A 26,182-nucleotide genomic window follows, 5' to 3' on the forward strand; every position below is an offset into this window, starting at 1 on the left:
TCGTTCTTCGCGAGCAAGCTCGCTCCTACAGTCAGTGGACGTATGCTTAGTGACGGAAGTGGCGCATGCCGGTGAACACCATGGCGATGCCGGCCTCGTCGGCTGCTGCAATCACTTCGTTGTCACGCATCGAGCCGCCTGGCTGGATCACTGCGGTGATACCGGCCTTGGCCGCGTTGTCGATGCCGTCGCGGAACGGGAAGAACGCATCGGAAGCCATGACCGCGCCCTGTACCTGCAAGCCAGCATGTTCCGCCTTGATCGCGGCGATACGTGCCGAGTTCACGCGGCTCATCTGGCCAGCGCCAACACCGATGGTCTGACGGTTCTTGGCGTAGACGATGGCGTTGGATTTAACGTACTTGGCGACTTTCCAGGCGAAGATCAGATCGTGGATTTCCTGTTCGGTCGGCGCGCGTTTGGTCACGACTTTCAGGTCATCGGCGCTGATCATGCCGATGTCGCGGCTCTGCACCAGCAGACCACCGTTGACGCGTTTGTAGTCCCAGGCAGCCGCGCGGTCAGCCGACCACTCGCCGCAGGCCAGCAGGCGTACGTTGGCTTTGGCGGCCACGATGGCGCGGGCTTCTTCGCTGACGCTCGGGGCGATGATCACTTCGACGAACTGACGCTCGACGATGGCCTTGGCGGTTTCAGCATCCAGCTCGCGGTTGAACGCGATGATGCCGCCGAACGCGGATTCGGTGTCGGTGGCGTAGGCCAGGTCGTAGGCCTTGCGGATACCGCCTTCGGCGTCCGGGCTGACGGCCACGCCACACGGGTTGGCGTGCTTGACGATCACGCAGGCTGGCTTGACGAAGCTCTTCACGCACTCCAGCGCAGCATCGGTGTCGGCCACGTTGTTGTACGACAGTTCCTTGCCTTGCAGTTGGGTCGCGGTGGCGATGCCGACTTCGGCAGGCTTGGCTTCCACGTAAAACGCCGCGCTCTGGTGCGGGTTCTCGCCGTAGCGCATTTCCTGGGCCTTGATGAACTGGCTGTTGAAGGTGCGCGGGAATTCGCTGCGACCTTCGGTGCTGAGGGTGTCAGCGGCCTGGTTCACGGTGCCCATGTAGTTGGCGATCATGCCGTCGTAGGCCGCGGTGTGTTCGAAGGCCTTGAGCATCAGGTCGAAACGCTGGGCGTAGGTCAGGCCGCCGGCCTTGAGGTTTTCGAGGACGCTGGCGTAATCGCTGGCGTTGACCACGATGGCCACGTCCTTGTGGTTCTTCGCCGCCGAACGAACCATGGTCGGGCCGCCGATGTCGATGTTTTCGATCGCGGTCGGCAGGTCACAGCCTGGCTTGTTGATGGTGGCTTCGAACGGATACAGGTTGACTGCTACCAGGTCGATCGGCTTGATGCCGTGCTCGTTCATGATGGCGTCGTCGATACCGCGACGACCGAGGATCCCGCCGTGGATTTTCGGGTGCAGGGTTTTCACCCGACCGTCCATCATTTCGGCAAAACCGGTGTAATCAGCGACTTCCACTGCGGCAACGCCGTTGTCCTGCAGCAGCTTGAACGTCCCGCCGGTGGAGAGGATCTCGACGCCCAGGGCTTCAAGTTCCTTGGCGAATTCGAGGATCCCGGTCTTGTCGGAAACGCTGATCAAGGCGCGGCGGATCGGCAGGCGGGTAGTCTGGTCGGTCATTTCAATTTCCATCAAAAGCAAAGGAGTCAGCAAAAAAGGCGACCGGTTTTACGCGGGCGCCTTTCTGGTTTGATTGAATGCTTACAGCAAATCGTACTGCTTGAGTTTCTTGCGCAGCGTGCCCCGGTTCAGTCCGAGCATCTCGCTGGCCTTGGTCTGGTTGCCCTTGACGTAGTTCATCACGCACTCGAGCAGGGGAGCCTCGACTTCGGAGAGCACCAGGTTGTACACATCCGTGACGGCAGCGCCCTCAAGGTGGGCGAAATAATTGTGCAGCGCTTTCTCGACACTCCCACGAAGGGTCTGACCTTCTTCGCTCGGGGTATTGAGGTGCTGTTTCAAATTCACGTTGTCGCTCACGGGTGTTGTTCCACTCACTAAAGTCTCGGTCATCATCGTCATGCGGCCACCCCCTCTCCGTCCCCTGTCAGGCTCTTGTAACGTTCGGCGAAGAAGCCCTGAACGTTGGCGCATTGTGCTTCCGTATCTTCCAAACGATTGAAGTGGGCGCGAAACTCCCTGGCGCCCGGCAAGGTTGCGAGATACCAGCCCACATGCTTTCGAGCAATGCGTACGCCCATCACGTCTCCATAGAAGGCGTGCAGCGCAGCCAGGTGCTCTAGCAGAATGCGTTCCACCTCGATCAGCTCCAGCGCCGGGAGCTTCTCGCCGGTACGCAGGAAATGGTCGATCTCGCGAAAAATCCATGGCCGCCCCTGGGCAGCCCGGCCAACCAACAGGCCGTCGGCACCGGTCGCGTCAAGCACGTAGCGGGCCTTCTCCGGCGAATCGATGTCGCCATTGGCGAAGACCGGCATCGACACCGCCTGCTTGATCTCGGCAATGGTGTCGTACTCGGCTTCCCCGGTGTACAGATCGGCGCGGGTGCGGCCATGGACCGCCAGCGCCGTGATGCCTGCCTGCTCGGCGATCTTCGCCACGGTCAGGCCGTTCTTGTTGTCCCGGTCCCAGCCGGTACGGATCTTCAGGGTCACCGGCACATCAACCGCAGCCACTACCGCCTGCAGGATCTCGGTAACCAATGCCTCGTCCTTCAACAGCGCGGAACCGGCAGCCTTGTTGCAGACTTTCTTCGCCGGACAGCCCATGTTGATATCAATGATCTGCGCGCCCAGCTCGACGTTGGCCCGGGCCGCATCCGCCAGCATCTGTGCGTCACCACCGGCGATCTGTACCGAGCGTGGCTCGGGATCACCTTCGTGGATCATGCGCATGCGTGACTTGCGGGTGTTCCACAAACTCATGTCGCTGGTAACCATCTCCGAGACTACTAGTCCCGCGCCCAGTCGCTTGCACAGCTGACGAAAGGGCTGGTCGGTGACGCCCGCCATGGGAGCGAGAATCAAGCCGTTGTGTAATGTGTATGGACCGATGCGTACCGCCGACATAGGACTTCCCTGTTGTGGGGCCGGATCATGAGAGTTCGAAAAAGGGTTGGCATGATACCCGCTCTCGATGACTGGATAAAGGCTGAATTGAACAAAATCTGAACAGTTATTCTGTTATCGCCAGCGGTTTGGTCCCGGCGCGCAAAGTCAGAAAGCCGTCGTCAATTCAGGATGGGTGAGCCGGTTCACTCGGGCGAGTGGAAGCTGAGACTGTAGTTCACCGCTTTGGCGCCTGGGTCGAGAATGTCCAGCGCGATGTGGATCGGTGTCTGCGGGGGCATTTCGGCCATGCCTTCGAGGTCGCCGCCCAGGTACTCGCCGGGCTTGAAGCGACGGCTGGCGATCAGATGGCCATTGAGGTCGGCAAAGCGCAGTTCCAGCAGCGGGAATGGCTGGGAGAAAGGCGCACGGTTATAGATGATCGCGTCGACCACCAGGGCACCGTTGAATTCAGGGTGGCTGCGCACCACCAGGTTGCTGCTTTTGATTTTCGCGATATCGACCTTGGATGGCACGGTGCAACCGATTTGCGGGCACAGCTGCTGGAACCACGGGCGGTATTGGTCCTGACGTGCCAGTTCATCGAAGTGGTAGGCAACATACTGGCCGACAAGGGCACCGGCACCAAGCACGATCAACAGTAACCAGAAGAGTCGGCGCCCCCATGGCGAGCGACGTTTTTGCCAGTCGAGTTGCAGCGGATCATCGGTCAGGTCTTGCAGCACGTCGGCGCGCACGCCGGGTTCGCTGCGCTCGCGTCGCTTGCGTAATGGCTCGATCGAGGGCAGGTCGTCGTCATGCTCGTCGCTTGCAGTGGCCGACAGGCGCTCATGATGAACCGGCGTGTCGAGCGGGTCGTGCAGGCGCAGTTGTGGCGGCGCTGCTTCGTCCTCCGGTTCTACGGGTTCCAGGGACAGCGAGGGTTCGGTGCGCGAGGGTTTGCTCGGTACCAGCTCCAGCTCCGGCAAATCCTCTTCGTCGGTCTGCGCGCGATCGGCAGCCGATTCGCTGAACAGGCTGTCGGACCAGGGCTCTTCGGTCTCGGCAGTGTCGCGACGCGCACTCAGCGTGTCTTCGCGATGCCGGGTGAACTCCGTGGTCGGCTGGATTTCCCGCTGTTCGAGGCGGGCGAGTTCTTCGTCGAGGTCGAGACTGTCGAGGTCCAGCTCGGCGGCTGTCCATTGTTTTTGGCTGATGGCGCGGGGTTCTGCGGGTTCCGGTGCTTCGACGATGGCCGGGGCGACCGGCGCGACAGGTTCCTTGCCGGCCTGCTCAAGCAGCTGCTTGGCGGCATTGAACACCTGCAGGCATGAGCCACAGCGAACAACGCCGCGAGCCACGCTCAACTGAGCATGGCTGACGCGGAAGCTGGTTTGGCAATGCGGGCACTGAGTGACGAAGCTGTCGGTCATGCGGCGATCCGGATTATGCAGAGGCTCATTCTAGCGCCGACGACCGGTAATGCGCACCCAGCCATCGCGATTGGCGATCGGATCCAGTTCGAAGTCCTTGGCGTAGGCGGCGGCCACTTCTTCGCCTTGCTCGGCGAGGATGCCCGACAGCGCCAGGCGGCCGCCCGTCCTGACCAGCCGGGACAGCTGCGGCGCCAGGGACACCAGCGGACCGGCGAGAATGTTGGCAACCAGCACGTCGGCCTGAACTTGCGGCAAGTCTTCCGGCAGGTACAGCGGGAAGCGTTCTTCGGCAATATTGTTGCGCCCGGCGTTGTCGCGGGACGCTTCCAGCGCCTGAACGTCGATGTCGGTGCCCACGGCTTGCTTCGCGCCCAGCAGAAGGGCGGCAATCGCCAGAATCCCCGAGCCGCAGCCGAAGTCCAGCACATTGCAGTCCTTCAGGTCCTGGCCGTCGAGCCACTCCAGGCACAGCGCGGTGGTGGGGTGGGTGCCGGTGCCGAACGCCAGACCCGGGTCAAGCAACAGGTTGACCGCATCAGGCTCGGGTGCCGCATGCCAGCTCGGTACGATCCACAGGCGCTGGCCAAATCGCATCGGCTGGAAGTTGTCCATCCAGCTGCGTTCCCAGTCCTGGTCTTCGATCACTTCGCTGTGATGCTCGGGCAGCGGGCTGCCGGTCAGCAATTCCAGATGGGCCAGTACCGGGCCGGCTTCGGTGCCGCCTTCGAACAGCGCCAGCAGGTGGGTGTGCGACCACAGAGGCGTGGTATTGAGTTCCGGCTCGAAGATCGGCTGATCTTCGGCGTCCATGAAGGTCACCGACACGGCGCCCACTTCAAGGAAAGCGTCTTCATAGGTTTCGGCTTGTTCTGGGCTGATGGCGAGACGGACTTGCAGCCAAGGCATGGCGGGCACCTTTGAAAAATATTGATTGCAGCCTAGCGAGCTGCGAGAAGCGCGCAAGTTTACGCGAGAGTGCGGGTTTTGTGGGAGTAGGTTGGTCCGAGCATCAACACATGCCCTGTGGGAGCGGGCTTGCTCGCGATGAAGCCGGTACATCCGATATCAATCGTAGACTGATTCACCGCTATCGCGGGCAAGCCTGCTCCCAAAGGGGCGGTGGTGATTCGTTAAATGAAATATCCAGAAACAACAAAACCGCCCGAAGGCGGCTTTGTTGTTCGGGTCGAAGCTTAGTGCTTCTCGCCTGCCAGCTTGTGCTCGAGGTAGTGAATGTTCACGCCCCCTTTGCAGAAGCCTTCATCGCGGGTCAGGTCGCGGTGCAGCGGGATGTTGGTCTTGATCCCGTCGACCACGATTTCGTCCAGCGCATTGCGCATGCGCGCCATGGCTTCGTCACGGGTTGCGCCGTAGGTGATCAGCTTGCCGATCAACGAATCGTAGTTCGGCGGAACGGCATAACCACTGTACAGGTGCGAGTCGACGCGAACGCCGTTGCCGCCTGGAGCGTGGAAATGCTTGACCGTGCCAGGGCTTGGCATGAAGGTTTTCGGGTCTTCGGCGTTGATCCGGCATTCCAGTGCGTGACCGCGGATGACCACGTCATCCTGGGTGAACGACAGCTTGTTGCCGGCGGCGATGCTCAGCATCTCCTTGACGATGTCGATACCGGTGACCATTTCCGAAACCGGGTGCTCTACCTGGACACGAGTGTTCATCTCGATGAAGTAGAAGCGACCGTTTTCGTACAGGAACTCGAAAGTGCCTGCGCCACGGTAACCGATGTCGATGCACGCCTTGACGCAGCGGGCGAAGACTTCCTGACGAGCCTTCTCGTCAATGCCCGGTGCCGGCGCTTCTTCGAGAACTTTCTGGTGACGGCGTTGCAGCGAGCAGTCACGGTCGCCCAGATGGATGGCGTTGCCCTGGCCGTCGGACAGCACCTGAACTTCCACGTGACGTGGGTTGGTCAGGAATTTTTCCAGATAGACCATCGGGTTGCCGAACGCTGCGCCCGCTTCGGAGCGGGTCAGTTTCGCCGAGGAAATCAGGTCTTCTTCCTTGTGCACGACGCGCATACCGCGACCACCACCGCCGCCAGCGGCTTTGATGATCACCGGGTAACCGACTTCGCGGCCGATGCGCAGAGCGGTTTCTTCGTCTTCCGGCAGCGGGCCGTCGGAACCGGGAACAGTCGGTACGCCAGCGGCGATCATCGCGTGCTTGGCCGAAACCTTGTCGCCCATCAGGCGGATGGTTTCGGCTTTCGGACCGATGAAGGCGAAGCCGGAGTTCTCGACCTGTTCGGCAAAGTCGGCGTTTTCCGCGAGGAAACCGTAGCCTGGGTGAATGGCGGTGGCGCCGGTCACTTCGGCCGCGGCGATGATTGCCGGGATGTGCAGATAGGATTGGGCAGCCGATGCCGGACCGATGCAGACGGATTCGTCTGCCAGGCCCAGGTGCATCAGTTCCTTGTCAGCCTTGGAATAAACGGCGACGGTCTTGATGCCCATCTCTTTGCAGGCGCGCAGAATCCGCAGTGCGATCTCACCGCGGTTGGCGATCAGAACTTTTTCCAACTTCGCAGTCATCAAAGGCTCTCCGCGGTTCAAACGATGGTGAACAGCGGTTGGTCGTACTCAACCGGCTGGCCGTCTTCGACGAGGATGGATTCGATCACACCGCTGGTTTCAGCTTCGATGTGGTTCATCATCTTCATGGCTTCAACGATGCACAGGGTGTCGCCTTTCTTCACGGTCTGGCCGACTTCAACGAAGGACGGCGAGGTTGGCGAAGACTTGCGATAGAACGTACCGACCATCGGCGAACGGGCAACGGTGCCGTTCAGCGCTGGTGCGGCCGGAGCAGCTGCTGGGGCGGCAGCGGCAGCCGGAGCGGCGGCAGCGACAGGCGCGGCAGCCGGAGCATGCATTGGAGCCGGTGCGTAGTACTGCTGAGCCGGGGTCTTGCTATGACGGCTGATGCGTACGGACTCTTCGCCTTCCTTGATCTCGAGCTCGTCGATGCCGGACTCTTCCAGCAATTCGATCAGTTTCTTAACTTTACGGATATCCATGAATCATCAACTCCCAAGGGTCGGTCAGGGGCGTTTAACGCTTGTTGTTCAAGCTGTTGCCTGTTTTTCAAGCTGCTCTAGGGCGGCCTCCAGGGCCAGTCGATAACCGCTGGCGCCAAGGCCGCAGATCACTCCCACCGCTACGTCGGAGAAGTAAGAGTGATGGCGGAAAGGTTCGCGTTTGTGCACGTTAGACAAATGCACTTCGATGAATGGGATGCTCACCGCCAGCAACGCGTCACGTAATGCGACACTTGTATGCGTAAAAGCTGCTGGGTTGATCAAAATGAAGTCCACGCCTTCGGTGCGAGCGGCGTGGATGCGGTCGATCAATTCGTACTCGGCATTGCTTTGCAGGTGCAACAAATGGTGGCCGGCTTCACGGGCCCGGCGTTCCAGGTTCTGGTTGATCTGCGCCAGCGTCGTGGCGCCGTAGGTGCCCGGTTCACGGGTGCCAAGCAAGTTCAGGTTGGGTCCGTGCAGAACCAGTAGGGTCGCCATCGGCTGTTCCTTTGTTATCCGTGTGCAGTTGTCAGAACCCGGCGACTATGCCGCAAACCCTTTGTGACTGTCCAGTTCTCTGCAATAGGCAGCACGATGACCGATGTTTGCGCGAAATATATGACCGCTTGATTAAATGCGGTCATTCGCACTGGCGACACGTTCGGCGAAGTCCGCCGCATTGATCTCGCCGATCACCCGCACTTCGGCACGCTCGACGCCGTCCTTGCCGAAAAACATCAGTGCCGGAGGCCCGAACAGTTTGTAGCGGTCGAGCAGGGTGCGTTGCTCGGCATTGCTGGCGGTGATGTCGAAACGAATCAGCCGATAGCCCTTGAGCCGTTCAACCACGGTGGCGTCGTTGAGCACTTCGTGTTCGATGACTTTGCAGCTGATGCACCAGTCGGCGTACCAGTCGAGCAGCAAAGGGGTGCCGGAGGCGCGAGCTTCGGCGAGGACGCGGTCGAGGTCGGCCGGAGTGCTGACGGTTTGCCAGGCTCGGGTGTTTGGCGCGGTCTCGTTGGCAGCAATCGTGCGCGTCTGGCCGATCGGATTGAAAGGGTCGGTCTGACCGCTGAACGCGCCATACCAGCAGGCCAGCGCATAAAACAGCAGAAACATCCCGAGCAATTGACCCAGGCGTTTTCGAGGAGGTTTGTAGACGAACTCCAGTGCGCCCATGAACAGTCCGACGCCACCGGCCAGCAAACCGATCAACAGCAAGGTGATCTGCCCCGGCATGACGCGGCTGAGCAAACCGATCGCCAGCCCCAGCAGCAGCACGCCAATCGCGTTTTTCACGTAGATCAGCCAGGGGCCGCTCTTCGGCAACCAGGCGGCGCCGCCGGTGGCGACGAGTAACAGCGGGGCGCCCATGCCGAGGCCGAGCATGAACAGTTTCAGGCCGCCGCCCAAGGCATCGCCGCTGGCGCTGATGTAAAGCAGCGCGCCGGCCAGAGGTGCCGAGACACAGGGTGAAACCAGCAGGCTGGAGACCACGCCCAGTACGGCGGCGCCCCACAATGAACCGCCTTCGGTGCGTCCGGCGATGCGATCGAGTCGGCTGCTGATCGCATGGGGCAACTTGAGTTCGAACACACCGAACATCGCCAGGGCGAACACGGCAAAAAACATCGCGAACGGCACCAGTACCCAGGCCGATTGCAGGCGTGCCTGCAGATTGAGCTGCGCGCCGAACATCCCCATCAATGCGCCCAGCAGGGCGAAGCAGGCGGCCATCGGCAGGACATACGCCAGCGACAGATTGAACCCGCGCCAGCCACCGACCTGGCCGCGCAACACCACGCCGGAAAGGATCGGCAGCATGGGCAGTACGCAGGGGGTAAAGGTCAGGCCCAGGCCGGCGAGAAAGAACAGCGCCAGTGCACGCCAGCCCCAGTCATGGGCTGGCGTTGCGCCGTCGCCGCTGATACTCAGGCGTTCGGTCTCGGGTGGATAGCACAGACCTTTGTCCGCACAACCCTGGTAGGTCACGGCGAGGGTAAAGGCACGTTGGTCTGTGCGCGGCAGTTCGACGTCGAGAATGCCGTGATAGACCTCGACATCACCGAAGTACTCGTCGTGCTTTTGTTCACCCTTGGGCAGCCGGGCGGGGCCGAGCGCGACATCGACCGGGTCGGCGCGGAACTGAAAGCGGTGGCGGTAGAGGTAATAACCCTCGGTGGCGACGAAGCGCAGCTTGATCGATTGCGGCGTGCTCTCCACCAGGCTGAGCTGGAAGGCTTCGCGCACCGGCAGGAAATCGGCGCTGTTGTTGATCGAGCCCAGCGTCGAACTGGGCCGATTCTCCAGCAGCCCGGTGGCGGTGGCCGGCAGGGCGAGCACGAAAAGCAGCAGGCAGAGCAAACGGCGCATGACAATCTCGCGTATCGGAATTGGGGGCATGATAGCGGACGGCGGGCGGGTATGCAGGGCCAAGGATGGGGGTGATGACGCTATCGCGAGCAGGGTCGCTCACACGGGGGGATCTGCGGCGTACACAAATCAAGCGTGTGCGAGCTTGCTCGCGAAGTCGATCTATCAGACGCGGAACGCCTGAACGGCCGTATGCAGTTGCCCGCCCAGCACCAGCAGGTTCTCCCCTTGTTCGCGCCCCTCGCCAATGCGCAGCAAGTTATCCCCACCCAATTGGTGAATCCGCTCACTGTGATCGCGGATTTCGCTGACAGCGCCACTCTGCTGGGCGGTGACATCGGCAATGCGCACGGCTGTCTCGGAAATGGTCTGGATCGCCCCGACGATTTTATCCAGCGCGCCATCAGCCGCCTGGGCCTGGCTGGCGGTGGCTTCGGCGTGTTCGACCTGGGCGCGCATGCCTTCGACCGATTGCCGCGCGGCAGTTTGCAGGCCGGCGATCAGGGTTTGAATTTCTCCCGTGGCGCCGGCGGTGCGCTGTGCCAGAGAACGAACTTCTTCGGCCACCACGGCAAAGCCTCGCCCCATTTCCCCGGCGCGAGCGGCTTCGATGGCCGCGTTCAAGGCCAACAGATTGGTCTGGTCGGCAATCGAACGGATCACCGTTAAAACGCCGCCGATGGTGGCCGACTCCTCGGCCAGGTGTTCGATCATCTGCGCATTGCCCTGCACTTCACCCACCAGCGCATGCAGGCCGGTCAGGCTCAGGCCAATGACTTTCTGCCCGTGTGCGACGGCCTGGCCCGCGTGGCGGCTGGCATCGGCAGCCTGACTGGCATCGCCAGCCACTTGTTGGATGGTTGCTTCCAGTTCGCTCAGCGAGTCGCGAATCATTGCCGTGTCGCCGGCTTGATGTTCGGCACCGCTGTGCAGGTCGTTGCTCAGCTCAGCCAGGGTCCGGCTGCTACCGGCAACCTGCTCGGCGTTGAGGCGAATGGTGCCCACCAGGTCCACCAGGTAGGCGCGCAGACGATTGAGCGAAGCCTCGATGTCACGCAGTTCGCGGTTGGTCTTGCCCAGTTCAATGTTTCGGCTGAAATCGCCCTCGGCCCAGGTCGAGAGGGCCGGCGCCAGATTGGTCAGGGTCCGGGCCAGGCGTCGTTGCAGGGTGTCGATGAGCAGGGCGATCAGCAAAATCAGACCAATCATCACGCCTTGCATCAATCGCACTTCACTCTGGATCTGTCCGTGCTGGGCACGAACCACGGGTTCCAGGCCAGCGATGGCTTGCTGTACGGCTGCGATTTTCAGGTGGGTCGCGGTGCTGAGGTCGGCGCGTTTCTCGATCTGCTCGCGGGTGCGCGCCAGTTCCGCCGGGTAGCGGGTGAGGAGGCTGTTCAGTTCGCGCTTGAGGCCGACGCCGGCATCTTCGACGACGGTTTTCTCGGTGTTCTCCAGGCCCATCATCGCGGCGAAGTCATCCGTATTCGATTCACCACGGGCGGCCACGCCCAGCAGCGGCAGGGTATCCAGTTGCTCAGCCTGGGTACGGATGCTGGCGACTTCGCGCTCCACATCGGCGGCCAGCTCACTACGACCGCTGCTGACCAGTTTGTCCCGGGCCAGGGACAGTTTCCCCAGGTGCTGGGAGGCGGCGAGCAACGGCGTCAGATAGGCAGCGTTGCCGCTGGCGTATTGGCTGAGTTGATCAAGGCTGGCGCTCAATTCCCGTTCGGCTTGCAGCAGCAGGGCTTGTGGGTCGCCGGCGAGTTTGCCGGCGGCCAGCAGATCGGTTTTGCTGAATTCGTCCAGGGTCGACAGGCTGGGACGCAAAGTTTCGGCCAGGGCTGGCGGCAATTCGCCGAGTTCTTTTTGCAGGCTGTCGATGGCCTGGCTGGCGCTGCTCAAGCGCACGGCATCGCCGCTGGCGAGGTAATCCTCGACGTTGCGCGCGACTTCATTTTGAAACTGCTGGGACAGACCGAGGTAACGCTCCATTAATAGATAGGGGCGTTCGAGGGCTTTTTGCGACCACCAGAGCGTGGCGCCAAGGGCGACGCAGACGGCGACTAAAAGAAGGGTATTGAGATTGGTCAGCAGCTTCAGGCGCATCGTGTCTACCAACGTCAGAATGGTAAGCGCCTGAATTTATTGCGTTTCTGTTACAGGGTTATGACTGAGGGAGTGATTTGCGATGAAAAAGTGGCACTTTGCTTTGACGTCCTGGCCGCCTGCACGCGATTACGCCCGGCGCCTTTGGCTCGATAGAGCGCCTCATCTGCCTGGCTGGCCATCAACAGGCTGTCCGAGTGTTCGCACCACTCGACCACCCCGGCACTGAAGGTGCACCAAAGATCATGGGGTTGAGCGGGGTAGTGAATTTCGGCAAACCGCTGACGTATTTCATCGAGGACCCGGTAGGCTGCTTCAAGGTCAGTGTCGGGCATGACGATGGCGAACTCTTCGCCGCCATACCGGCCGATGAAGTCGGTCTTGCGCAACCGTTGCTTGAGGAACAGCGCCAGGCTCTTGATCACGCGGTCGCCCATGGGGTGGCCGTGGCTGTCATTGACCCGTTTGAAGTGGTCGATGTCGAGCATGGCAAAGCTCAGCGGCTTGTTCTCGCGTCGGGCGCGGAACGAGCAGTCTTCGAGCAATTGCAGAATGTGGGTGTGGTTGTACAAGCCGGTGAGGCTGTCGCGGACCATCCGAGCCTTGAGGTTACGTGCCCGAGCCGCCCGATTGCGCACCGTGGTGATCAGGTGCCGAGGCTTGATCGGTTTGGTCAGGAAGTCGTCGCCGCCTTCGCTCATGGCGTCGAGTTGCTTGTCCAGGTCATCCTCGGCCGACAGATAAATGATCGGCACGCTGACATACCGGTCGTTGTGGCGAATCACCTTGGCCAGTTCCGTCCCGGTGCAGGCCGGCATGTACATGTCGAGGATGATCAGGTCCGGTTGAAAGTCCGCCAGCTCGGCCATGGCCTGGATCGGCTCGATCAGGGTCCGGGTAACGATCCCTGCACTATTAAGGAGGCGTTCGGTGTGCAGCGCCTGGGCGCGGGAATCGTCGATGATCAGCACTTTATAAGGTTCGTACTGGGCGACGCAGGTCAGGACTTCGATTTTCTCCAGCAGGCTCGAGGCTTCGAGGGTGCCGGTGAGAAACTCCTGACCACCGGCCCGCACGGCGGCCAGGCGGGTCGGGGTGTCGGTTTCGTGCAGGCTGAAGAACAACAGCGGTAAACGATGATCGAGGCCTGCCTGGGCTTCGGCGGCCAGTTGCAGGCCAATGCCGGGGCCGCTGAAATCCACATCCATGACTATCGCCGCCGGCAGGCGCTCGACCATCGAGGAGCGAAACGCCGCCACACTGTCCAGGGACTGGGCGCTGAGACCAAAGAACTCAAGCTGTTTGGCCAGGCGTTCGCCACGGTCATGATCCTGCAGCATCACGTAGATCGGCTTGCGCAGAGGCGGCAGGAAGGTTTGGTCGAGTTGATCGCCATGGCGCAGGCCGGTGCGCGACAGGCGCTGCATCAAACGGTTGAGGTCGGTGATCAGGCCGCTGCTCAGGCGCCCGCGATTGGCGTCGACAGCCTCCAGCGACTGGCTGATATGGCGTGCCAGTTGCGTGTGTTCCGGTTGCTCGAACCGTTCGGCGAAACGCAGCAGGCGCAGATTGGCCTCGCTCAGTTCCGACAGGTCGCTGATCGACCACTCGCTGCGCTGCAGACGCTGCCATATCTCAAGAATCTGACGTGCTTGATGAATTACCCGCTGGGCAAAGTGATGCTTGAGGCGCTCGCGGCTGGGGTCTTCTGGCTCGGTCATATCCTGACTACTAGTTAGGGTGCACACTGAGGTCGACTGGTGGCTCTATGCTAGCACCTCTTTTCGATTGCATGAGTGTTGTCAGGCAATAATCTGCAAAGCACCTCCATTCAGTTTGTGACTGTGTGGTCTTTAATTGGATGGCTGTTCTCGTGAAGGCCTTTTGAATCGGGGCTTTCAGGGTTTTTCCGGGTTGGCGTGGTGCCGGCTTCAGGTGGTTTTTCAGCCTTGCCCGGCAGGGATTCGCGGCGTATCGACGGGGTGAATTGACGATGATTTTCGTTTTTCGGGGGTAGGGGAATCCCCTAGAGGCTTTCTGTCAGGTCCTGGGCCGTCGTCGCTAAAAACAACCGTTCAATACCGGGCCCTCGCTGTAAGCGTCCGGCAGACCCTGGTTTTTCGCATGCGGGCCGACTAATTTTCAGCATCAACCCAACGGCGGGTGCCGGGCCAAGGCACGTTGTTGTATGGTTGTGGTCGAACCAATGAACCCAAGTGATTGAAAGGATATCGCCATGCTGGACTGGAAGAACCGCGCCGGTAGCGCGCCTGAACGTGCCGCTGAACCGAAGTCGGCTACCCGCAGTTATCTGGGCGGTCTGTTGTTCAGCCGGGCGCTGGCCACACTGCTGGGCATCTACCTGCTGGTGACGGGCATCCTGGGCTGGTATTGGAGCGAGGAGCCCGCCTTGTTTCCGGTGCAGCAGAATGCGCAAATGGCGGCCGAGAAAGAAGGCAAGCAGATGGTGGTCGGCTATACCACGGTCGAAACCCTCAAGACCGTAGCCGGGACATTGCTGAACAAGCCGGGCGGCTACATTTCCAATGATCGTTTCCCGCCGGGCCTGTGGCTGGACGACATGCCGAGCTGGGAATATGGCGTGCTGGTGCAAGTGCGCGATCTGACCCGTGCATTGCGCAAAGACTTCGCCCGTTCGCAATCGCAGTCCGCTGAAGACGCCGATCTGGCGAAGGCCGAGCCGCGTTTCAACTTCGACAATAAAAGCTGGGTGCTGCCATCCAGTGAGTCCGAGTACCAGGAAGGCATCAATTCCCTGAGTCGCTATCAGGCGCGTCTGTCGGATCCGAACCAGAAAACCGCGCTGTTCTATGCCCGTGCCGACAACCTGAACAACTGGCTGGGCGACGTCGGGACTCGCCTGGGTTCGCTGTCGCAACGCCTGTCGGCCAGTGTCGGCCGGGTCAAGCTCAACACGTCGTTGAAGACTGAGGTTGTGGTGCCGGGTGTGGCGCCGCAAGTCGACGAGGAAATCGTCGAGACCCCGTGGATGCAGATCGATAACGTGTTCTACGAAGCCCGCGGTCAGGCCTGGGCGTTGTCGCACTTGCTGCGCGCCATCGAGGTCGACTTCGCCGATGTACTGGCGAAGAAGAACGCCACGGTCAGCGTGCGTCAGATCATCCGTGAGCTGGAAGCTTCGCAGGAACCGGTATGGAGCCCGATGATCCTCAATGGCAGCGGCTTCGGCGTGCTGGCCAACCACTCGTTGGTCATGGCCAACTACATCTCCCGCGCCAATGCGGCGGTGATCGATTTGCGTCAACTGCTGAATCAGGGCTGAGTCATGGTCGATAGTGCCAAGGAGGCTGCCCACCGTGCAGCCTCGGATGCGGAACAGATTGCCTGGGTCGACGAGCAGGACAACCTGCTCGGTGCCCTGGTCCGTGCCGATCTGCGCGAGCGCGGACTGATCGGGCGGGGCACCTACATCATGCTGTTCAACTCTGCCGGTGAGCTTTGCGTGCACCGGCGTACCCTGAGCAAGGCGATTTATCCCGGATATTGGGACGTGGCGGCGGGCGGCATGGTGCTGGCCACCGAAAGCTATGCCGAGTCGGCGGCCCGCGAGCTGGAAGAAGAGCTCGGCGTGAGCGGCGTGGAACTGACCCCCCATGACCATTTCTTCTTCGAGGACACCGGCAACCGGCTCTGGTGTTCGGCGTTTTCGGCGGTGTGGGACGGCCCTTTGATCCTGCAACCGGAGGAGGTGCTTGAGGCACGTTTCCTGCCGATCGTCGACGTGCTTCGGGAAATCGACGAAAAGCCTTATTGCCCGGACTCTTTGGCAGCGCTGAAACGCTATCTCAGGGCTCGCGGCGAAGACGTCGCAAAAGAGCTGTAAATTGGCGCCGATTGGCTCTTAGCAATCGGCGTTTTTGCCGTTACACTGCGCGACCTTTTGTAGGAGCGAGCCTGCTCGCGAAAAACGCAAGGACGACGCGTGCTGCCTGATGCCGCGCGTCATCGTTGATGTCCATCGCTGCGATGCGGCGAACCGACAAGCCAGCTCCTGCAGTGATGTACTGTTTCATTAGCGCTGCCCCTGCCTGAGTGGGGCTTCGCGGTCGATAGCCTTCCCAAGTGCTGCGACCAGTCTTTGTCCTCCCAAGAGGATTGCCGGTGGCCAAAAAAGCCGCATCCTTCGCCGCCCTTGGTGGCCTGGTATTTTCCACCGACGCAGGTCGTCATTGCCCGGATTGCAGTAAACCGGTGGACGCCTGCATCTGCAAACAGACCGTTATCCCGGCCGGCGACGGCATTGCTCGCGTGCGTCGCGAAAGCAAGGGCCGTGGCGGCAAGACGGTGACGACCATCACTGGCGTGCCGCTGGCCGAAGACGCGCTCAAGGAGCTGGCGACTACATTGAAGAAACGATGTGGCACCGGCGGGGCGTTGAAAGACGGGGTCATTGAAATCCAGGGCGATCATGTCGAGCTACTGTTGGCCGAATTGATCAAGCACGGTTTCAAAGCGAAGAAGTCCGGCGGCTAGCAGCCTCTGTGAAAACCACCTGCGGCTTGATCCAGTCCTGATGGCCTTCAGGTCTGGCGTCGTTACCATGGTTTTCACAGAGCCTGTTCATGACCGGTTTCTAAACTCACTGCGGTCGGCGGGGTCTATTCCTCGTTGACGAACCGTCATTTTCATTCTTTAGACTGCGCCGGCCTGAATCCAGGCGACGCACCATGACTTCTTTATAGGGGACTTCGATGTCCGTACGACGCACACGCAAAGACGATGGCAGCCAATGGACAGTTGCGGACAGCCGCAGTGTTTACGGGATTCGCCATTGGGGGGCCGGGTATTTCGCGATCAACGACGCCGGTCGCGTCGAAGTTCGTCCGAACGGCCCGAGCAGCTCGCCTATCGATCTGTTCGAGCAGGTCGACCAGCTGCGTAAAAGCGGCTTGTCCTTGCCGCTGCTGGTACGGTTCCCGGACATTCTGCAAGACCGCGTGCGTCAGTTGACCGGCGCTTTCGACGCCAACATCGAGCGCCTGGAATACCAGAGCAAGTACACCGCGCTGTACCCGATCAAGGTGAACCAGCAGGAAGCGGTGATCGAAAACATCATCGCCACGCAGAACGTATCCATTGGTCTGGAAGCGGGCTCCAAGCCCGAGTTGCTGGCGGTGCTGGCACTGGCGCCAAAGGGTGGCACCATCGTCTGCAACGGCTACAAGGACCGTGAGTTCATTCGTCTGGCGCTGATGGGCCAGAAGCTCGGGCACAACGTGTTCATCGTGATCGAGAAAGAATCCGAAGTCGGCCTGGTGATCGAAGAAGCGGCGTCGCTGAAGGTCAAGCCGCAGGTTGGCCTGCGCGTGCGCCTGTCGTCCCTGGCGTCGAGCAAATGGGCCGACACCGGTGGCGAGAAGTCAAAGTTCGGTCTGTCGGCGGCGCAACTGCTGTCGGTGGTCGAGCGTTTCCGCGCCGCCGGCCTGGATCAGGGCATTCGCCTGCTGCACTTCCACATGGGTTCGCAAATCGCCAACCTGGCGGACTACCAGCACGGTTTCAAGGAAGCGATCCGCTACTACGGCGAGCTGCGCAACCTTGGCCTGCCGGTGGATCACATCGACGTGGGTGGTGGCCTGGGTGTCGACTACGACGGTACGCACTCGCGTAACGCCAGTTCGATCAACTACGACATGGATGACTACGCCGGTGTCGTGGTCGGGATGCTCAAGGAATTCTGCGATGCGCAGAGCCTGCCGCACCCGCATATCTTCTCTGAAAGCGGCCGTTCGCTGACCGCGCACCACGCGATGCTGGTGGTGCAGGTGACCGACGTCGAGAAGCACAACGACGACGTGCCGCAGATCGAGAATAAAGAAGCGCTGCCGGAGACCGTGCAGTGGCTGGTGGACCTGCTGGGTCCGACCGACATCGAGATGGTCACCGAAACCTACTGGCGCGCCACGCACTACATGAGCGATGTCGCCTCGCAGTACGCCGACGGCAAGCTGACCCTGGCCGAAAAGGCCCTGGCCGAGCAATGCTACTTCGCCGTGTGCCGTCGCCTGCACAACTCGCTGAAGGCGCGTCAGCGTTCCCACCGTCAGGTGCTGGACGAACTCAATGACAAGCTGGCCGACAAGTACATCTGCAACTTCTCGGTGTTCCAGAGCCTGCCGGACACCTGGGCCATCGACCAGGTCCTGCCGATCATCCCGCTGCATCGCCTCGACGAAGAGCCGATGCGTCGTGCGGTGCTGCAAGACCTGACCTGCGATTCCGACGGCAAGATCAACCAGTACGTCGATGAGCAGAGCATCGAAACCAGCCTGCCGGTGCACGCGTTGAACGAAGGCGAGGACTACCTGCTGGGCGTGTTCCTGGTCGGCGCCTACCAGGAAATTCTCGGCGACATGCACAACCTGTTCGGTGACACCGACTCGGTGAACATCTACCAGAACGCCGATGGCAGTGTGTATCACGCGGGTATCGAAACCCACGACACCATCGAAGACATGCTGCGTTACGTGCACTTGTCGCCGGAAGAGTTGATGACCCACTACCGCGACAAGTGCGCCAGTGCGCGCATCAGTTCCAGCGAGCGCACCCAGTTCCTCGATGCCTTGCGTCTGGGTCTGACCCGTTCGTCTTACCTCTCTTCTTGAGGTAAGCCCCGTTCTCATCAGGTTGTCTGAAAATTTTCCGTGCGCTTCGGAAATTTCAGATGACCTGGTGCGACATCTCTCTTTTTCCAGGCGAAAAAACCTGCGTCTTCGGTCATCAGGCCATTTAGTCCTCTTTTCGCGTAGGTCATTTCCTAAGTTGTACTTCGCCTCTCTACTCGGCCATGTCTCTCGGCGAGAATCCCCGGCCGCCCCTCCTGTAGAGAATCGCCGATGTTCGATCCAGTCAACGAACCCGCATTTCGTCTGGACGTAGCTGGTCTGTCCGACGCCTTAGAGGTCCTGGCCTTTACCGGTAGAGAATCCATCAGCGAGCCGTTCGTTTTTGACGTGGAGTTGCTGATCGATGACCTGACCCTTGACCTTTCCAGCCTGTTGTACCGTTCAGCCTCTTTGCACTTCGGGCCAGCGGGAAACTGCGTGCATGGCCAATTGCACGAGCTGGTCCAGCGTGACCATGGTCCGGCGTCCAGGCTCTGTCATGTGCGGCTGGGTCCACGGCTGGCTTGTCTTTCCCAGCGGTTCAGCCAACGCATCTTCAGCGCCCGCACGGTGCCGCAAATCGTTGATCAGGTGCTCAGGGAGCACGGTATCGTCGGCCAGGCGCGCCGCTTCGAGTTGAGCGGCGATTACCCCGCCCGCGATTTCTGTACCCAATACCGCGAGTCGGATCTGCAGTTTGTCCAGCGCCTGTGCGCCCAGGAGCGGCTGCATTACCACTTCGAGCACGGGGCACGGGGGCATTGTGTGGTGATTGCCGATGGACACGGGCATTTTCGTCGCGGCGATGCGGCGGTGTTCTGCGCGGATGGCCAGCAACCGGCCGTGCGTCGTCTTGAGGTGCAGCGATGCGCGGACAACGCGGCGCAGACTGTGCAGTGCCATACGGACCTGCCGACGCTGCGCAGCGGCCAGTTGATGCCGCTCGCCAGACATCCGGTTGCCGAGTGTAATCAACCGTGGCTACTGACCCATGTCGAGCATCAGGGCAGTCAGGACCCGAACGAGCCCTACAGCAACCAGCTGCGCGCCATACGTTGGGAGGCGCCATTCGAGTCGTCCCACTCTGCGCAGAAACCGGCCATGCACAGCCTGCAGCGGGCGTGGGTGGTGGGTGTCGATGAATCCGCGCCTGATCCCGCGAGGCCCGTGGCGGTGCAGTTTGACTGGTTGTATCAGGGCGAGGGTGCGGCCCCCAGTCACTGTTGGTTGCCGCTCGCGCCGGCGCTGGAGGCCGAGAATGTCACAGGGGTGAGTGAAGGCACTGAAGTGGTGGTGAGCTTTATTGAGGGGGACCCGGATCAACCGTTGATCACCGGTTTTCTCCATCCGCCACAGTTGCTCGAAGAGGAAGAAATGCCCGTTTCGTTACCCCTCGATGATTGCCCGCCTGAGGGTGTAACGGACTGGTTGCGTTCCGGCGAGCCCTTGATGTTGCTTTGCCTGCTGCCCGGTGGCGGCAGTTTCAATCATTGTGCCCAGGCTTTCTGTGCCTGTCGGGCGGCGGCACGGCTTGGCCAGAGCGGTGCGGCATGATCGGCGTGGACACACCCGATTCGCTCCCGCAATGGTTGTTGCTGGATAAACCGGGCGCCCCGCAAACGGGCGCAATCCTGCAGCACCGGTTTGCTCATGCCCGGTGGTTCTGGTTGTTCGAAGGCACGGAGTGGCATGCGCTACGCAAACAAGGTCCGGTGCTGATCGATCTGCGGACTTGCCCGGCTCTGGCCGAACTTTGTCAGCGCGAGGCGCCTTACTGGCGTGGATTGCTGTTGGGCAGCAAGGCACCGGCATCGGCCTTGCTGACGCACCTGCGACGCATGCTCACGGTCGGTTTCGGCGTGCATCACCGCGCCTTGCTGAGTTACTACAACCCTTGCACCGCCAGCTACTTCTTCGATGCCTGCGATGCCGGGGAACTGAGTCGCTGGCTGGGGCCGATCAGTCAGTTGTGCTGGTTCGGCGGCACCTGGGCGGACCGGGCAAACGGCAGCCAGGGCTGGCAACGGTTGCTCAATCCGGGGCTTGCAGTCAGCCCGCTGGCGATCGAGGAAGCACTCAGTGCCCATCAGAAGACAAGGCTGCAAACCTGCCTGCTGGAGCACCACACCTGGCAATGGTGCCAGTCCACCGGCACCGATTACCGCACGCTGTGGTCCCATCTCCAGGAAGGGCTGACACTGGGTTTCAGCGAGCGTGCGGTGCTCGATGGCTGGTTATGGCTACGCTTGCAGTACCCGGAGGCTGTGCCCGACCTGCCGCTACCGGGCGTCACTCAGAAAGAACGCCTCGAACGCCTGCGCAATCGTTGGCAAGACCAGCAACCCCGATAGAAGGTACGACACTGATGGCGAACAGGATCTGGCGGTTGACAGGGTTGATTGCGGGGGCTGTATCGCTGCTCGCGATAACGGCCTGTTCGCCGCTGAAAATGCTCAACGCCCTCACGCCCGATGGCACGTTCGACAGGACCGAGGGCATTGCCTATGGCAGCGATCCGCGGCAAAAGCTCGATGTCTATGTGCCGCATCATCCGATGGTCAATGCGCCGGTGGTGGTGTTTTTCTACGGTGGCAGCTGGAACAGTGGCTCACGCAGCGACTACAGCTTTGTCGGCGAGGCGCTGGCGTCCCGGGGAATGGTCGCGGTGCTGGCGGACTATCGGTTGTATCCGCAGGTGCGATATCCGCAGTTTCTCGAAGACGCCGCCGGGGCGGTGGCCTGGACCCATGATCACATCCGTCAATATGCCGGCAACCCGCAGCGTCTGTACCTGATGGGTCACAGTTCCGGCGCCTACAACGTTGCGATGCTGGCACTGGACCCCGGACTGCTGGGGGCGGTGGGCCTGTCGCCGCACGACCTCCGCGGCTGGATCGGTCTGGCCGGCCCTTATGATTTCCTGCCGATCAAGAATCCGGATGTGCGCCCGGTGTTTTTCTGGCCCGACTCACCGCCCCAATCGCAACCGATCAATCACGTCAGTCGCGGCGCACCGCCGGCGCTGTTGATGGCATCGACGGACGATGACGTGGTCAATCCGACGCGCAACACCGGCGGCCTGGCGCTCAAGCTGCGAGAGGCGGGTGTGCCGGTGCAGGATCTCTATTTCTCTCGCACCGGCCACGCCACGCTGGTGGCGGCGTTGTCGCGGCCCATGCGCGGGTTGGCGCCGGTGCTGGACGAGGTCACTTCGTTCGTCAGGGCAACCCCGCCTCAGTGAGCACGGGCGAACCAGCCATCGTTGCGCCGCAGACGCCAGGCAATGGCGCCCAGGGTCAGGCTGCGCAACACCATGAACAGCAGGAACGTTATCCACAGGCCATGGTTGCCAAAACCTTGCAACGCCCACCCGAACGGCACCAGCAAGGCCACCGTCAGCAGCATGCCGTTGCGCATTTCCCGGGCGCGGGTGGCGCCGATGAACAGGCCGTCGAGCAGGTAGCTCCAGACCGCAATCAACGGCAGCGCCGCGAGATAGGGCAGATAGATGAACGCGGTGTCGCGCACACTTTGAATGTCGGTCTGCATCTCGATGAACAGATGCCCGGCAAACAGGAACAACGCGGCAAAACCGAGGCTCGCCAGCAACGACCAGCCGCAGGCCACCACCAATGAGCGGCGCAGGGCTTCACGGTCGCGAGCGCCGATGGCATGGCCGCACAGGGCTTCGACGGCGTGGGCCAGACCATCCAGTGCATGAGCGGTCAGCAGCAGACCGTTGAGCAACAGGGCGTTGGCGGCGACGGTGGCATCCCCCAGCCGTGCACCTTGTACCGTGATCAGAAAAAACACCGATTGCAGGGCCAGGCTGCGGATGAAGATATCGCGATTGACCGCCAGCAGAGGTCGCCAGCTCTGCCATAGCGCCAGTGCAGCCCAGGCGATGTGGCCAGGATAGGCGCGCAGGGCCCGGCGGGTCATCAGCAGGCCGATCAGGGCGCCGGTCCACTCGGCAATGACCGATGCCCGGGCGGCACCGACCACACCCCATTCCAGACCGAGGACAAACCAGAGGTTCAGCGCGATGTTGACCAGATTGGTGCTCAGCAGAATCACCAGCGGCGCGCGGGCGTTCTGCGTGCCAAGGAACCAGCCGACCAGGGCGTAGCTGGCCAGCGCCGCTGGCAGGCCGAACAGCCGCGTATGGAAAAACACGCGGGTCATCTGGTCCAGTTCCGCCGACGGCTGCATGAAATGCAGAGCGATGCCACTCAACGGCACACCCAGCGCACCCAACACCACAGCCAGTCCCATGGCCAGCAACAGCCCTTGCAACAAGATCTGCCGCAAAGCCGCGCCATCGCCACGCCCGGCCGCCTGGGCGGCGAACCCGGTGGAGCCCATGCGCAGAAAACCCATGGCCCAGGCGAGAAAGGTATACAGGCTGGCCCCGACCGCCACGGCGCCGAGTTGATGGGCGTGGGGCAGGTGGCCGATGACGGTGCTGTCGACCAGCGCCACCAGGGGAACGGAGATGTTCGAGAGAATCATCGGCGCAGCCAGCGCCCAGACCCGGCGATGGGTAGGGCGGTCGCGCCAGTCGGCGATCAGGTTGGACATGCGGGCTCCTTGAGGAGCGGGCATTGTAGCGACACATTTTGGATTGCCGCGATCCATTGTAGGAGCGAGCTTGCTCGCGAATGTCGTTAACGATAACGCTGAGGGCCTGTAACTGCGCGGTATTCTCAGGTTAATCGCGAGCAAGCTCGCTCCTACAGGAGTGGGGGGCTTAGTGAACCACCCAGCTCAACAACCAGAGGCCCAGCATCAACCAGATGATCCCCATGATGAACGAGGCGTTCATGAACGCGCGGATCGCCGACCACAGCACCACCAATCCCAGGATCAGCGTGGCGATGCTGATGATCGACGTGTCCATGCCCAGGGCGCGGGACAGGCCATCGACAAAATTGCTGCTGGCGCGGCTCATCATCTGGAACAAGCCGCTGAGGCCATCAACGATGAAACGGATGACTGAACCGAGGGCCTGGCCGAGCCATTCGAAAAAACCTTCTACCTGCATGGAATGAACGTCCTGATCAATGAGAGGCGGGTTGCCGGAGTTGAGCCTTGGGCTGTCGATTGCGGCGCCGAGTTCCCCACAAGCATAGAGGGTTGTCCTGCAACTGTGGGAACGACCCCATCACCATGACTCAAACTCTGCCGCTTGCCTTCATCCGTCATCCCCCCGAAGCTATACGCCTTCAGGAGAACCCGATGAACCTTGTTGAACTGACCGAACGCCTGCACGCCATCCGTGACCGCAATGACTGGCGGCAATTTCACAGCCCGAAAAACCTGGCCATGGCCGCGAGCGTCGAAATGTCCGAGCTGGTGGAAATTTTCCAGTGGCTGACCGAAGACCAGTCGCGCCAGTTGCCGGCGGACAAACTGGCCCACGCCGGACAGGAAGTCGGCGATATCGTCCTCTATCTATTGCTGTTGTGCAGCGAGTTGGGTCTGGACATGAATGAAGTGGTGCGCAGCAAACTGGCGGACAGCGAACGGAGGTTCAGCTGATGAGCGACCGTCACTTCGATCAGTTGGCCACCCGCTTCGCCGAAAAAATCTACGGCGGCGCCAAAGGTGCGATCCGGCTTGCGGTGCTGCAGGCGGATCTGGCCGAAACCTTGCCGGATCGCCCGCTACGGGTGCTGGACATCGGTGCTGGCCTTGGCCACATGTCGCTGTGGCTGGCGCAACGCGGCCATGAGGTGACGTTGGCCGAGCCTGCCGAGCCCATGCTCGAAGGCGCCCGCCAGCGTTTCGCCGACGCCGGGCAAACGGCAACGTTTATCCAGGCGCCCTGGCAGGATCTGCTTGGCCAACTCACCGAACCTTACGATCTGGTGCTCTGCCATGCGGTGCTGGAATGGCTGGCCGAACCCCACGCGATCCTGCCGGTGTTGCATCAGCTGACCAAGGCCGATGGCTGGCTGTCGCTGGCCTTTTATAACCGCGATGCACTGATCTACCGCAATTTGCTCAAGGGCCATTTCCGCAAGATGCGCAAGAACGATATGGCCGGCGAGAAGCAAAGCCTTACCCCGCAACAACCCCTTGATCCACGGGAGTTGGCGGCGCAACTTGAGGGTCTGTGGCGGGTCGAAACCCAGAGTGGCGTGCGGGTTTTTCACGATTACATGCCGGTGGAATTCCAGGCCCGCGCCGAGCTGGTGGACTTGCTGGAAATGGAACTGGCCCACCGTCGCCATCCAGGCTTTGCCGGGCTTGGGCGTTATTTGCACTGGATTTGTCGGCCGGTCTGAGCGGAGTAAAAAATGAACAGTCGTTCCGGGTTGTTAGTTCTGTGTCTGGGGTTGGCGGCTTGTCAGAGCAGCAACCCGTATGTGGCAACCTCCAACCCTTTGCCACCGGCGCCGCCTCAGGCAGCCCACACCTTCGACCGCAGCGCCTACCCGGCTGCTCCACGTGATTACGGTCGCTACCGCAGTTGGGCCTGGCTCAACGGGCAACTGCCGCCGGGCAGTGTCTGGGCCGACTCGGCGCAGGTCGCCGAAGCGGTGAGCAATGCCCTCGATCAACGCGGCTTGCGCCCTCTGCATGACAATCGTCCGGCGGATCTGTTTGTCAGCGCCAACCTGCGCCTGGAAACCCGCCTGCGTCAGGTCCAGGATGACTACGGTTATTACGGCGGTGGCTACTACGGCGGTCACCACGGTTATGGTAACGGCGTTGGTATGTACAACACGGTACCGATCATCCGCACTTATCAGGAGCAAGTCGTGGTGGTGCAGGTGGATTTGTTCGACGGGCAAAGCGGTCAACCGGTCTGGAGTGCCAGCGCAGAAACCCGGAGCCAGGGCACGCAGACCGAACAGGCTGACGCCATACGGGAGGCTGTAGAAAAGGCAATGTCGGCGTATCCTCCCAGTTAGCTTCTGTGGTTGAGGAGCACTCCGCAGGTTCATGCCTTCTACCGGAGAATCATCATGTTCCGCCGTTTCGTTTTACTGGCAGCGGCCGTACTGCTCAGTGCCTGCGCCGCCAACCAGGTCAATCATGACTACGACGCCAGCCGCGACTTCTCGGCCTATCGCAGCTGGAGCTGGAAAGAACCTGCCCTGCAATATCGCCCCGATGACCCGCGGATCAAGAGTGATTTGACCGAACAGCGCGTGCGCCAGTCGGTGGCCGATCAACTGGATCAGCGCGGCCTGCGCCCCGCCGCCGCGGGTACCAAGGGCGATTTGAGCGTGCAGACCTACCTGATAGTCGAGGAACGTCAGCAGCAGGTCACCACCAACTATGGCGGCGGTTGGGGCAACCCGTGGAACGGCTATTGGGGCGCGCCGATGTACAACGAAACCCGCGTGGTTCCTTACAAAGTCGCCACCCTCCAGATCGATCTGCTCGATGGCAAGGACGGCAAACTGGTGTGGCGCGGCAGTGACGAGCAGATACTCAGCCGCACACCGAACCCCTCGGACCGTAGCGATGCGATACGCGAAACGGTCACCCGGATACTGTCCAACTATCCGCCAAGATAA

At 61.3% G+C, this 26,182-nt stretch carries 24 protein-coding genes; 11 read left to right on the plus strand and 13 right to left on the minus strand.

Annotation, left to right across the window (positions count from 1 at the left end; translation table 11 throughout):
- Nucleotides 1–46: 46 nt before the first annotated feature.
- From purH to gcbA, 11 genes are all read right to left on the minus strand, one after another.
- The gene (gene purH / locus ACVWYU_RS20145; protein WP_248915362.1) at nucleotides 47–1,654 is read right to left on the minus strand and encodes a bifunctional phosphoribosylaminoimidazolecarboxamide formyltransferase/IMP cyclohydrolase; all 1,608 of its coding nucleotides are present in this window, start codon (nucleotides 1,652–1,654) and stop codon (nucleotides 47–49) included.
- A gap of 81 nt (nucleotides 1,655–1,735) precedes the next feature.
- On the minus strand, nucleotides 1,736–2,056 hold the full coding sequence (gene fis / locus ACVWYU_RS20150) for a DNA-binding transcriptional regulator Fis (protein ID WP_015093301.1): 321 nt from the start codon (nucleotides 2,054–2,056) through the stop codon (nucleotides 1,736–1,738).
- Nucleotides 2,053–3,063: a tRNA dihydrouridine synthase DusB gene (gene dusB, locus ACVWYU_RS20155; RefSeq protein WP_457373512.1), complete on the minus strand. Its 1,011-nt coding sequence runs from the start codon at nucleotides 3,061–3,063 to the stop codon at nucleotides 2,053–2,055. The genes fis and dusB overlap by 4 nt, the downstream gene beginning before the upstream one ends.
- 185 nt (nucleotides 3,064–3,248) lie before the next feature.
- The gene (locus ACVWYU_RS20160) at nucleotides 3,249–4,475 is read right to left on the minus strand and encodes a DUF3426 domain-containing protein (protein ID WP_457373513.1); all 1,227 of its coding nucleotides are present in this window, start codon (nucleotides 4,473–4,475) and stop codon (nucleotides 3,249–3,251) included.
- A gap of 30 nt (nucleotides 4,476–4,505) precedes the next feature.
- Nucleotides 4,506–5,384, minus strand: coding sequence for a 50S ribosomal protein L11 methyltransferase (gene prmA, locus ACVWYU_RS20165; RefSeq protein WP_457373514.1), 879 nt, complete (start codon nucleotides 5,382–5,384; stop codon nucleotides 4,506–4,508).
- Between the two features lie 287 nt (nucleotides 5,385–5,671).
- Nucleotides 5,672–7,030, minus strand: coding sequence for an acetyl-CoA carboxylase biotin carboxylase subunit (accC, locus tag ACVWYU_RS20170; RefSeq protein ID WP_093226978.1), 1,359 nt, complete (start codon nucleotides 7,028–7,030; stop codon nucleotides 5,672–5,674).
- 17 nt (nucleotides 7,031–7,047) lie between these two features.
- Entirely contained in the window at nucleotides 7,048–7,515 is a 468-nt protein-coding gene (gene accB / locus ACVWYU_RS20175) for an acetyl-CoA carboxylase biotin carboxyl carrier protein (RefSeq protein ID WP_457373515.1), read from the minus strand.
- Between the two features lie 48 nt (nucleotides 7,516–7,563).
- Nucleotides 7,564–8,016, minus strand: coding sequence for a type II 3-dehydroquinate dehydratase (gene aroQ, locus ACVWYU_RS20180; protein WP_457373516.1), 453 nt, complete (start codon nucleotides 8,014–8,016; stop codon nucleotides 7,564–7,566).
- A gap of 132 nt (nucleotides 8,017–8,148) precedes the next feature.
- Nucleotides 8,149–9,891, minus strand: a complete 1,743-nt coding sequence (locus ACVWYU_RS20185) for a protein-disulfide reductase DsbD (protein ID WP_457373517.1) — start codon at nucleotides 9,889–9,891, stop codon at nucleotides 8,149–8,151.
- 165 nt (nucleotides 9,892–10,056) lie between these two features.
- A complete protein-coding gene (locus tag ACVWYU_RS20190) occupies nucleotides 10,057–12,003 on the minus strand; it encodes a methyl-accepting chemotaxis protein (protein ID WP_457373518.1) in 1,947 nt (648 codons plus the stop codon).
- Nucleotides 12,004–12,053: 50 nt separating this feature from the next.
- Nucleotides 12,054–13,724, minus strand: a complete 1,671-nt coding sequence (gene gcbA / locus ACVWYU_RS20195; RefSeq protein WP_457373519.1) for a diguanylate cyclase GcbA — start codon at nucleotides 13,722–13,724, stop codon at nucleotides 12,054–12,056.
- 515 nt (nucleotides 13,725–14,239) lie between these two features.
- Between gcbA and ACVWYU_RS20200 the strand changes: the two genes are divergently transcribed.
- The 7 genes from ACVWYU_RS20200 (at nucleotide 14,240) to ACVWYU_RS20230 (ending at nucleotide 21,891) form a co-directional block, all read left to right on the plus strand.
- Nucleotides 14,240–15,307 carry a DUF2333 family protein gene (locus tag ACVWYU_RS20200; RefSeq protein WP_457373520.1) on the plus strand — a complete coding sequence of 356 codons (1,068 nt, stop codon included), beginning with the start codon at nucleotides 14,240–14,242 and terminating at the stop codon, nucleotides 15,305–15,307.
- A gap of 3 nt (nucleotides 15,308–15,310) precedes the next feature.
- The gene (locus ACVWYU_RS20205; RefSeq protein WP_390958501.1) at nucleotides 15,311–15,868 is read left to right on the plus strand and encodes an NUDIX hydrolase; all 558 of its coding nucleotides are present in this window, start codon (nucleotides 15,311–15,313) and stop codon (nucleotides 15,866–15,868) included.
- Between the two features lie 278 nt (nucleotides 15,869–16,146).
- A complete protein-coding gene (locus tag ACVWYU_RS20210) occupies nucleotides 16,147–16,518 on the plus strand; it encodes a translation initiation factor Sui1 (RefSeq protein WP_247257143.1) in 372 nt (123 codons plus the stop codon).
- A gap of 218 nt (nucleotides 16,519–16,736) precedes the next feature.
- Nucleotides 16,737–18,650: an arginine decarboxylase gene (gene speA, locus ACVWYU_RS20215; protein ID WP_090328711.1), complete on the plus strand. Its 1,914-nt coding sequence runs from the start codon at nucleotides 16,737–16,739 to the stop codon at nucleotides 18,648–18,650.
- Between the two features lie 231 nt (nucleotides 18,651–18,881).
- On the plus strand, nucleotides 18,882–20,204 hold the full coding sequence (locus ACVWYU_RS20220; RefSeq protein WP_457373521.1) for a type VI secretion system Vgr family protein: 1,323 nt from the start codon (nucleotides 18,882–18,884) through the stop codon (nucleotides 20,202–20,204).
- Nucleotides 20,201–21,001 carry a DUF4123 domain-containing protein gene (locus ACVWYU_RS20225; RefSeq protein WP_457373522.1) on the plus strand — a complete coding sequence of 267 codons (801 nt, stop codon included), beginning with the start codon at nucleotides 20,201–20,203 and terminating at the stop codon, nucleotides 20,999–21,001. The genes ACVWYU_RS20220 and ACVWYU_RS20225 overlap by 4 nt, the downstream gene beginning before the upstream one ends.
- Nucleotides 21,002–21,015: 14 nt before the next feature.
- On the plus strand, nucleotides 21,016–21,891 hold the full coding sequence (locus ACVWYU_RS20230; RefSeq protein WP_457373523.1) for an alpha/beta hydrolase: 876 nt from the start codon (nucleotides 21,016–21,018) through the stop codon (nucleotides 21,889–21,891).
- Here the strand turns inward: ACVWYU_RS20230 and ACVWYU_RS20235 are convergent.
- Nucleotides 21,885–23,231, minus strand: a complete 1,347-nt coding sequence (locus ACVWYU_RS20235; RefSeq protein ID WP_248915368.1) for an MATE family efflux transporter — start codon at nucleotides 23,229–23,231, stop codon at nucleotides 21,885–21,887. The genes ACVWYU_RS20230 and ACVWYU_RS20235 overlap by 7 nt on opposite strands.
- A gap of 169 nt (nucleotides 23,232–23,400) precedes the next feature.
- On the minus strand, nucleotides 23,401–23,694 hold the full coding sequence (locus ACVWYU_RS20240; RefSeq protein ID WP_090328721.1) for a hypothetical protein: 294 nt from the start codon (nucleotides 23,692–23,694) through the stop codon (nucleotides 23,401–23,403).
- Nucleotides 23,695–23,888: 194 nt separating this feature from the next.
- On the opposite strand from ACVWYU_RS20240, the gene ACVWYU_RS20245 reads away from it, so the two are divergent.
- The 4 genes from ACVWYU_RS20245 to ACVWYU_RS20260 are packed head-to-tail and all read left to right on the plus strand — an operon-like array spanning nucleotide 23,889 to nucleotide 26,182.
- Complete coding sequence (locus ACVWYU_RS20245) at nucleotides 23,889–24,191, plus strand: MazG-like family protein (protein ID WP_007951009.1); 303 nt, start codon at nucleotides 23,889–23,891, stop codon at nucleotides 24,189–24,191.
- Nucleotides 24,191–24,940, plus strand: a complete 750-nt coding sequence (locus ACVWYU_RS20250; protein ID WP_457373524.1) for a methyltransferase — start codon at nucleotides 24,191–24,193, stop codon at nucleotides 24,938–24,940. The genes ACVWYU_RS20245 and ACVWYU_RS20250 overlap by 1 nt, the downstream gene beginning before the upstream one ends.
- 12 nt (nucleotides 24,941–24,952) lie before the next feature.
- The gene (locus tag ACVWYU_RS20255; protein WP_247257137.1) at nucleotides 24,953–25,570 is read left to right on the plus strand and encodes a DUF4136 domain-containing protein; all 618 of its coding nucleotides are present in this window, start codon (nucleotides 24,953–24,955) and stop codon (nucleotides 25,568–25,570) included.
- Between the two features lie 54 nt (nucleotides 25,571–25,624).
- Complete coding sequence (locus ACVWYU_RS20260) at nucleotides 25,625–26,182, plus strand: DUF4136 domain-containing protein (protein ID WP_247257136.1); 558 nt, start codon at nucleotides 25,625–25,627, stop codon at nucleotides 26,180–26,182.

The organism is Pseudomonas sp. TE12234 (assembly GCF_054061835.1).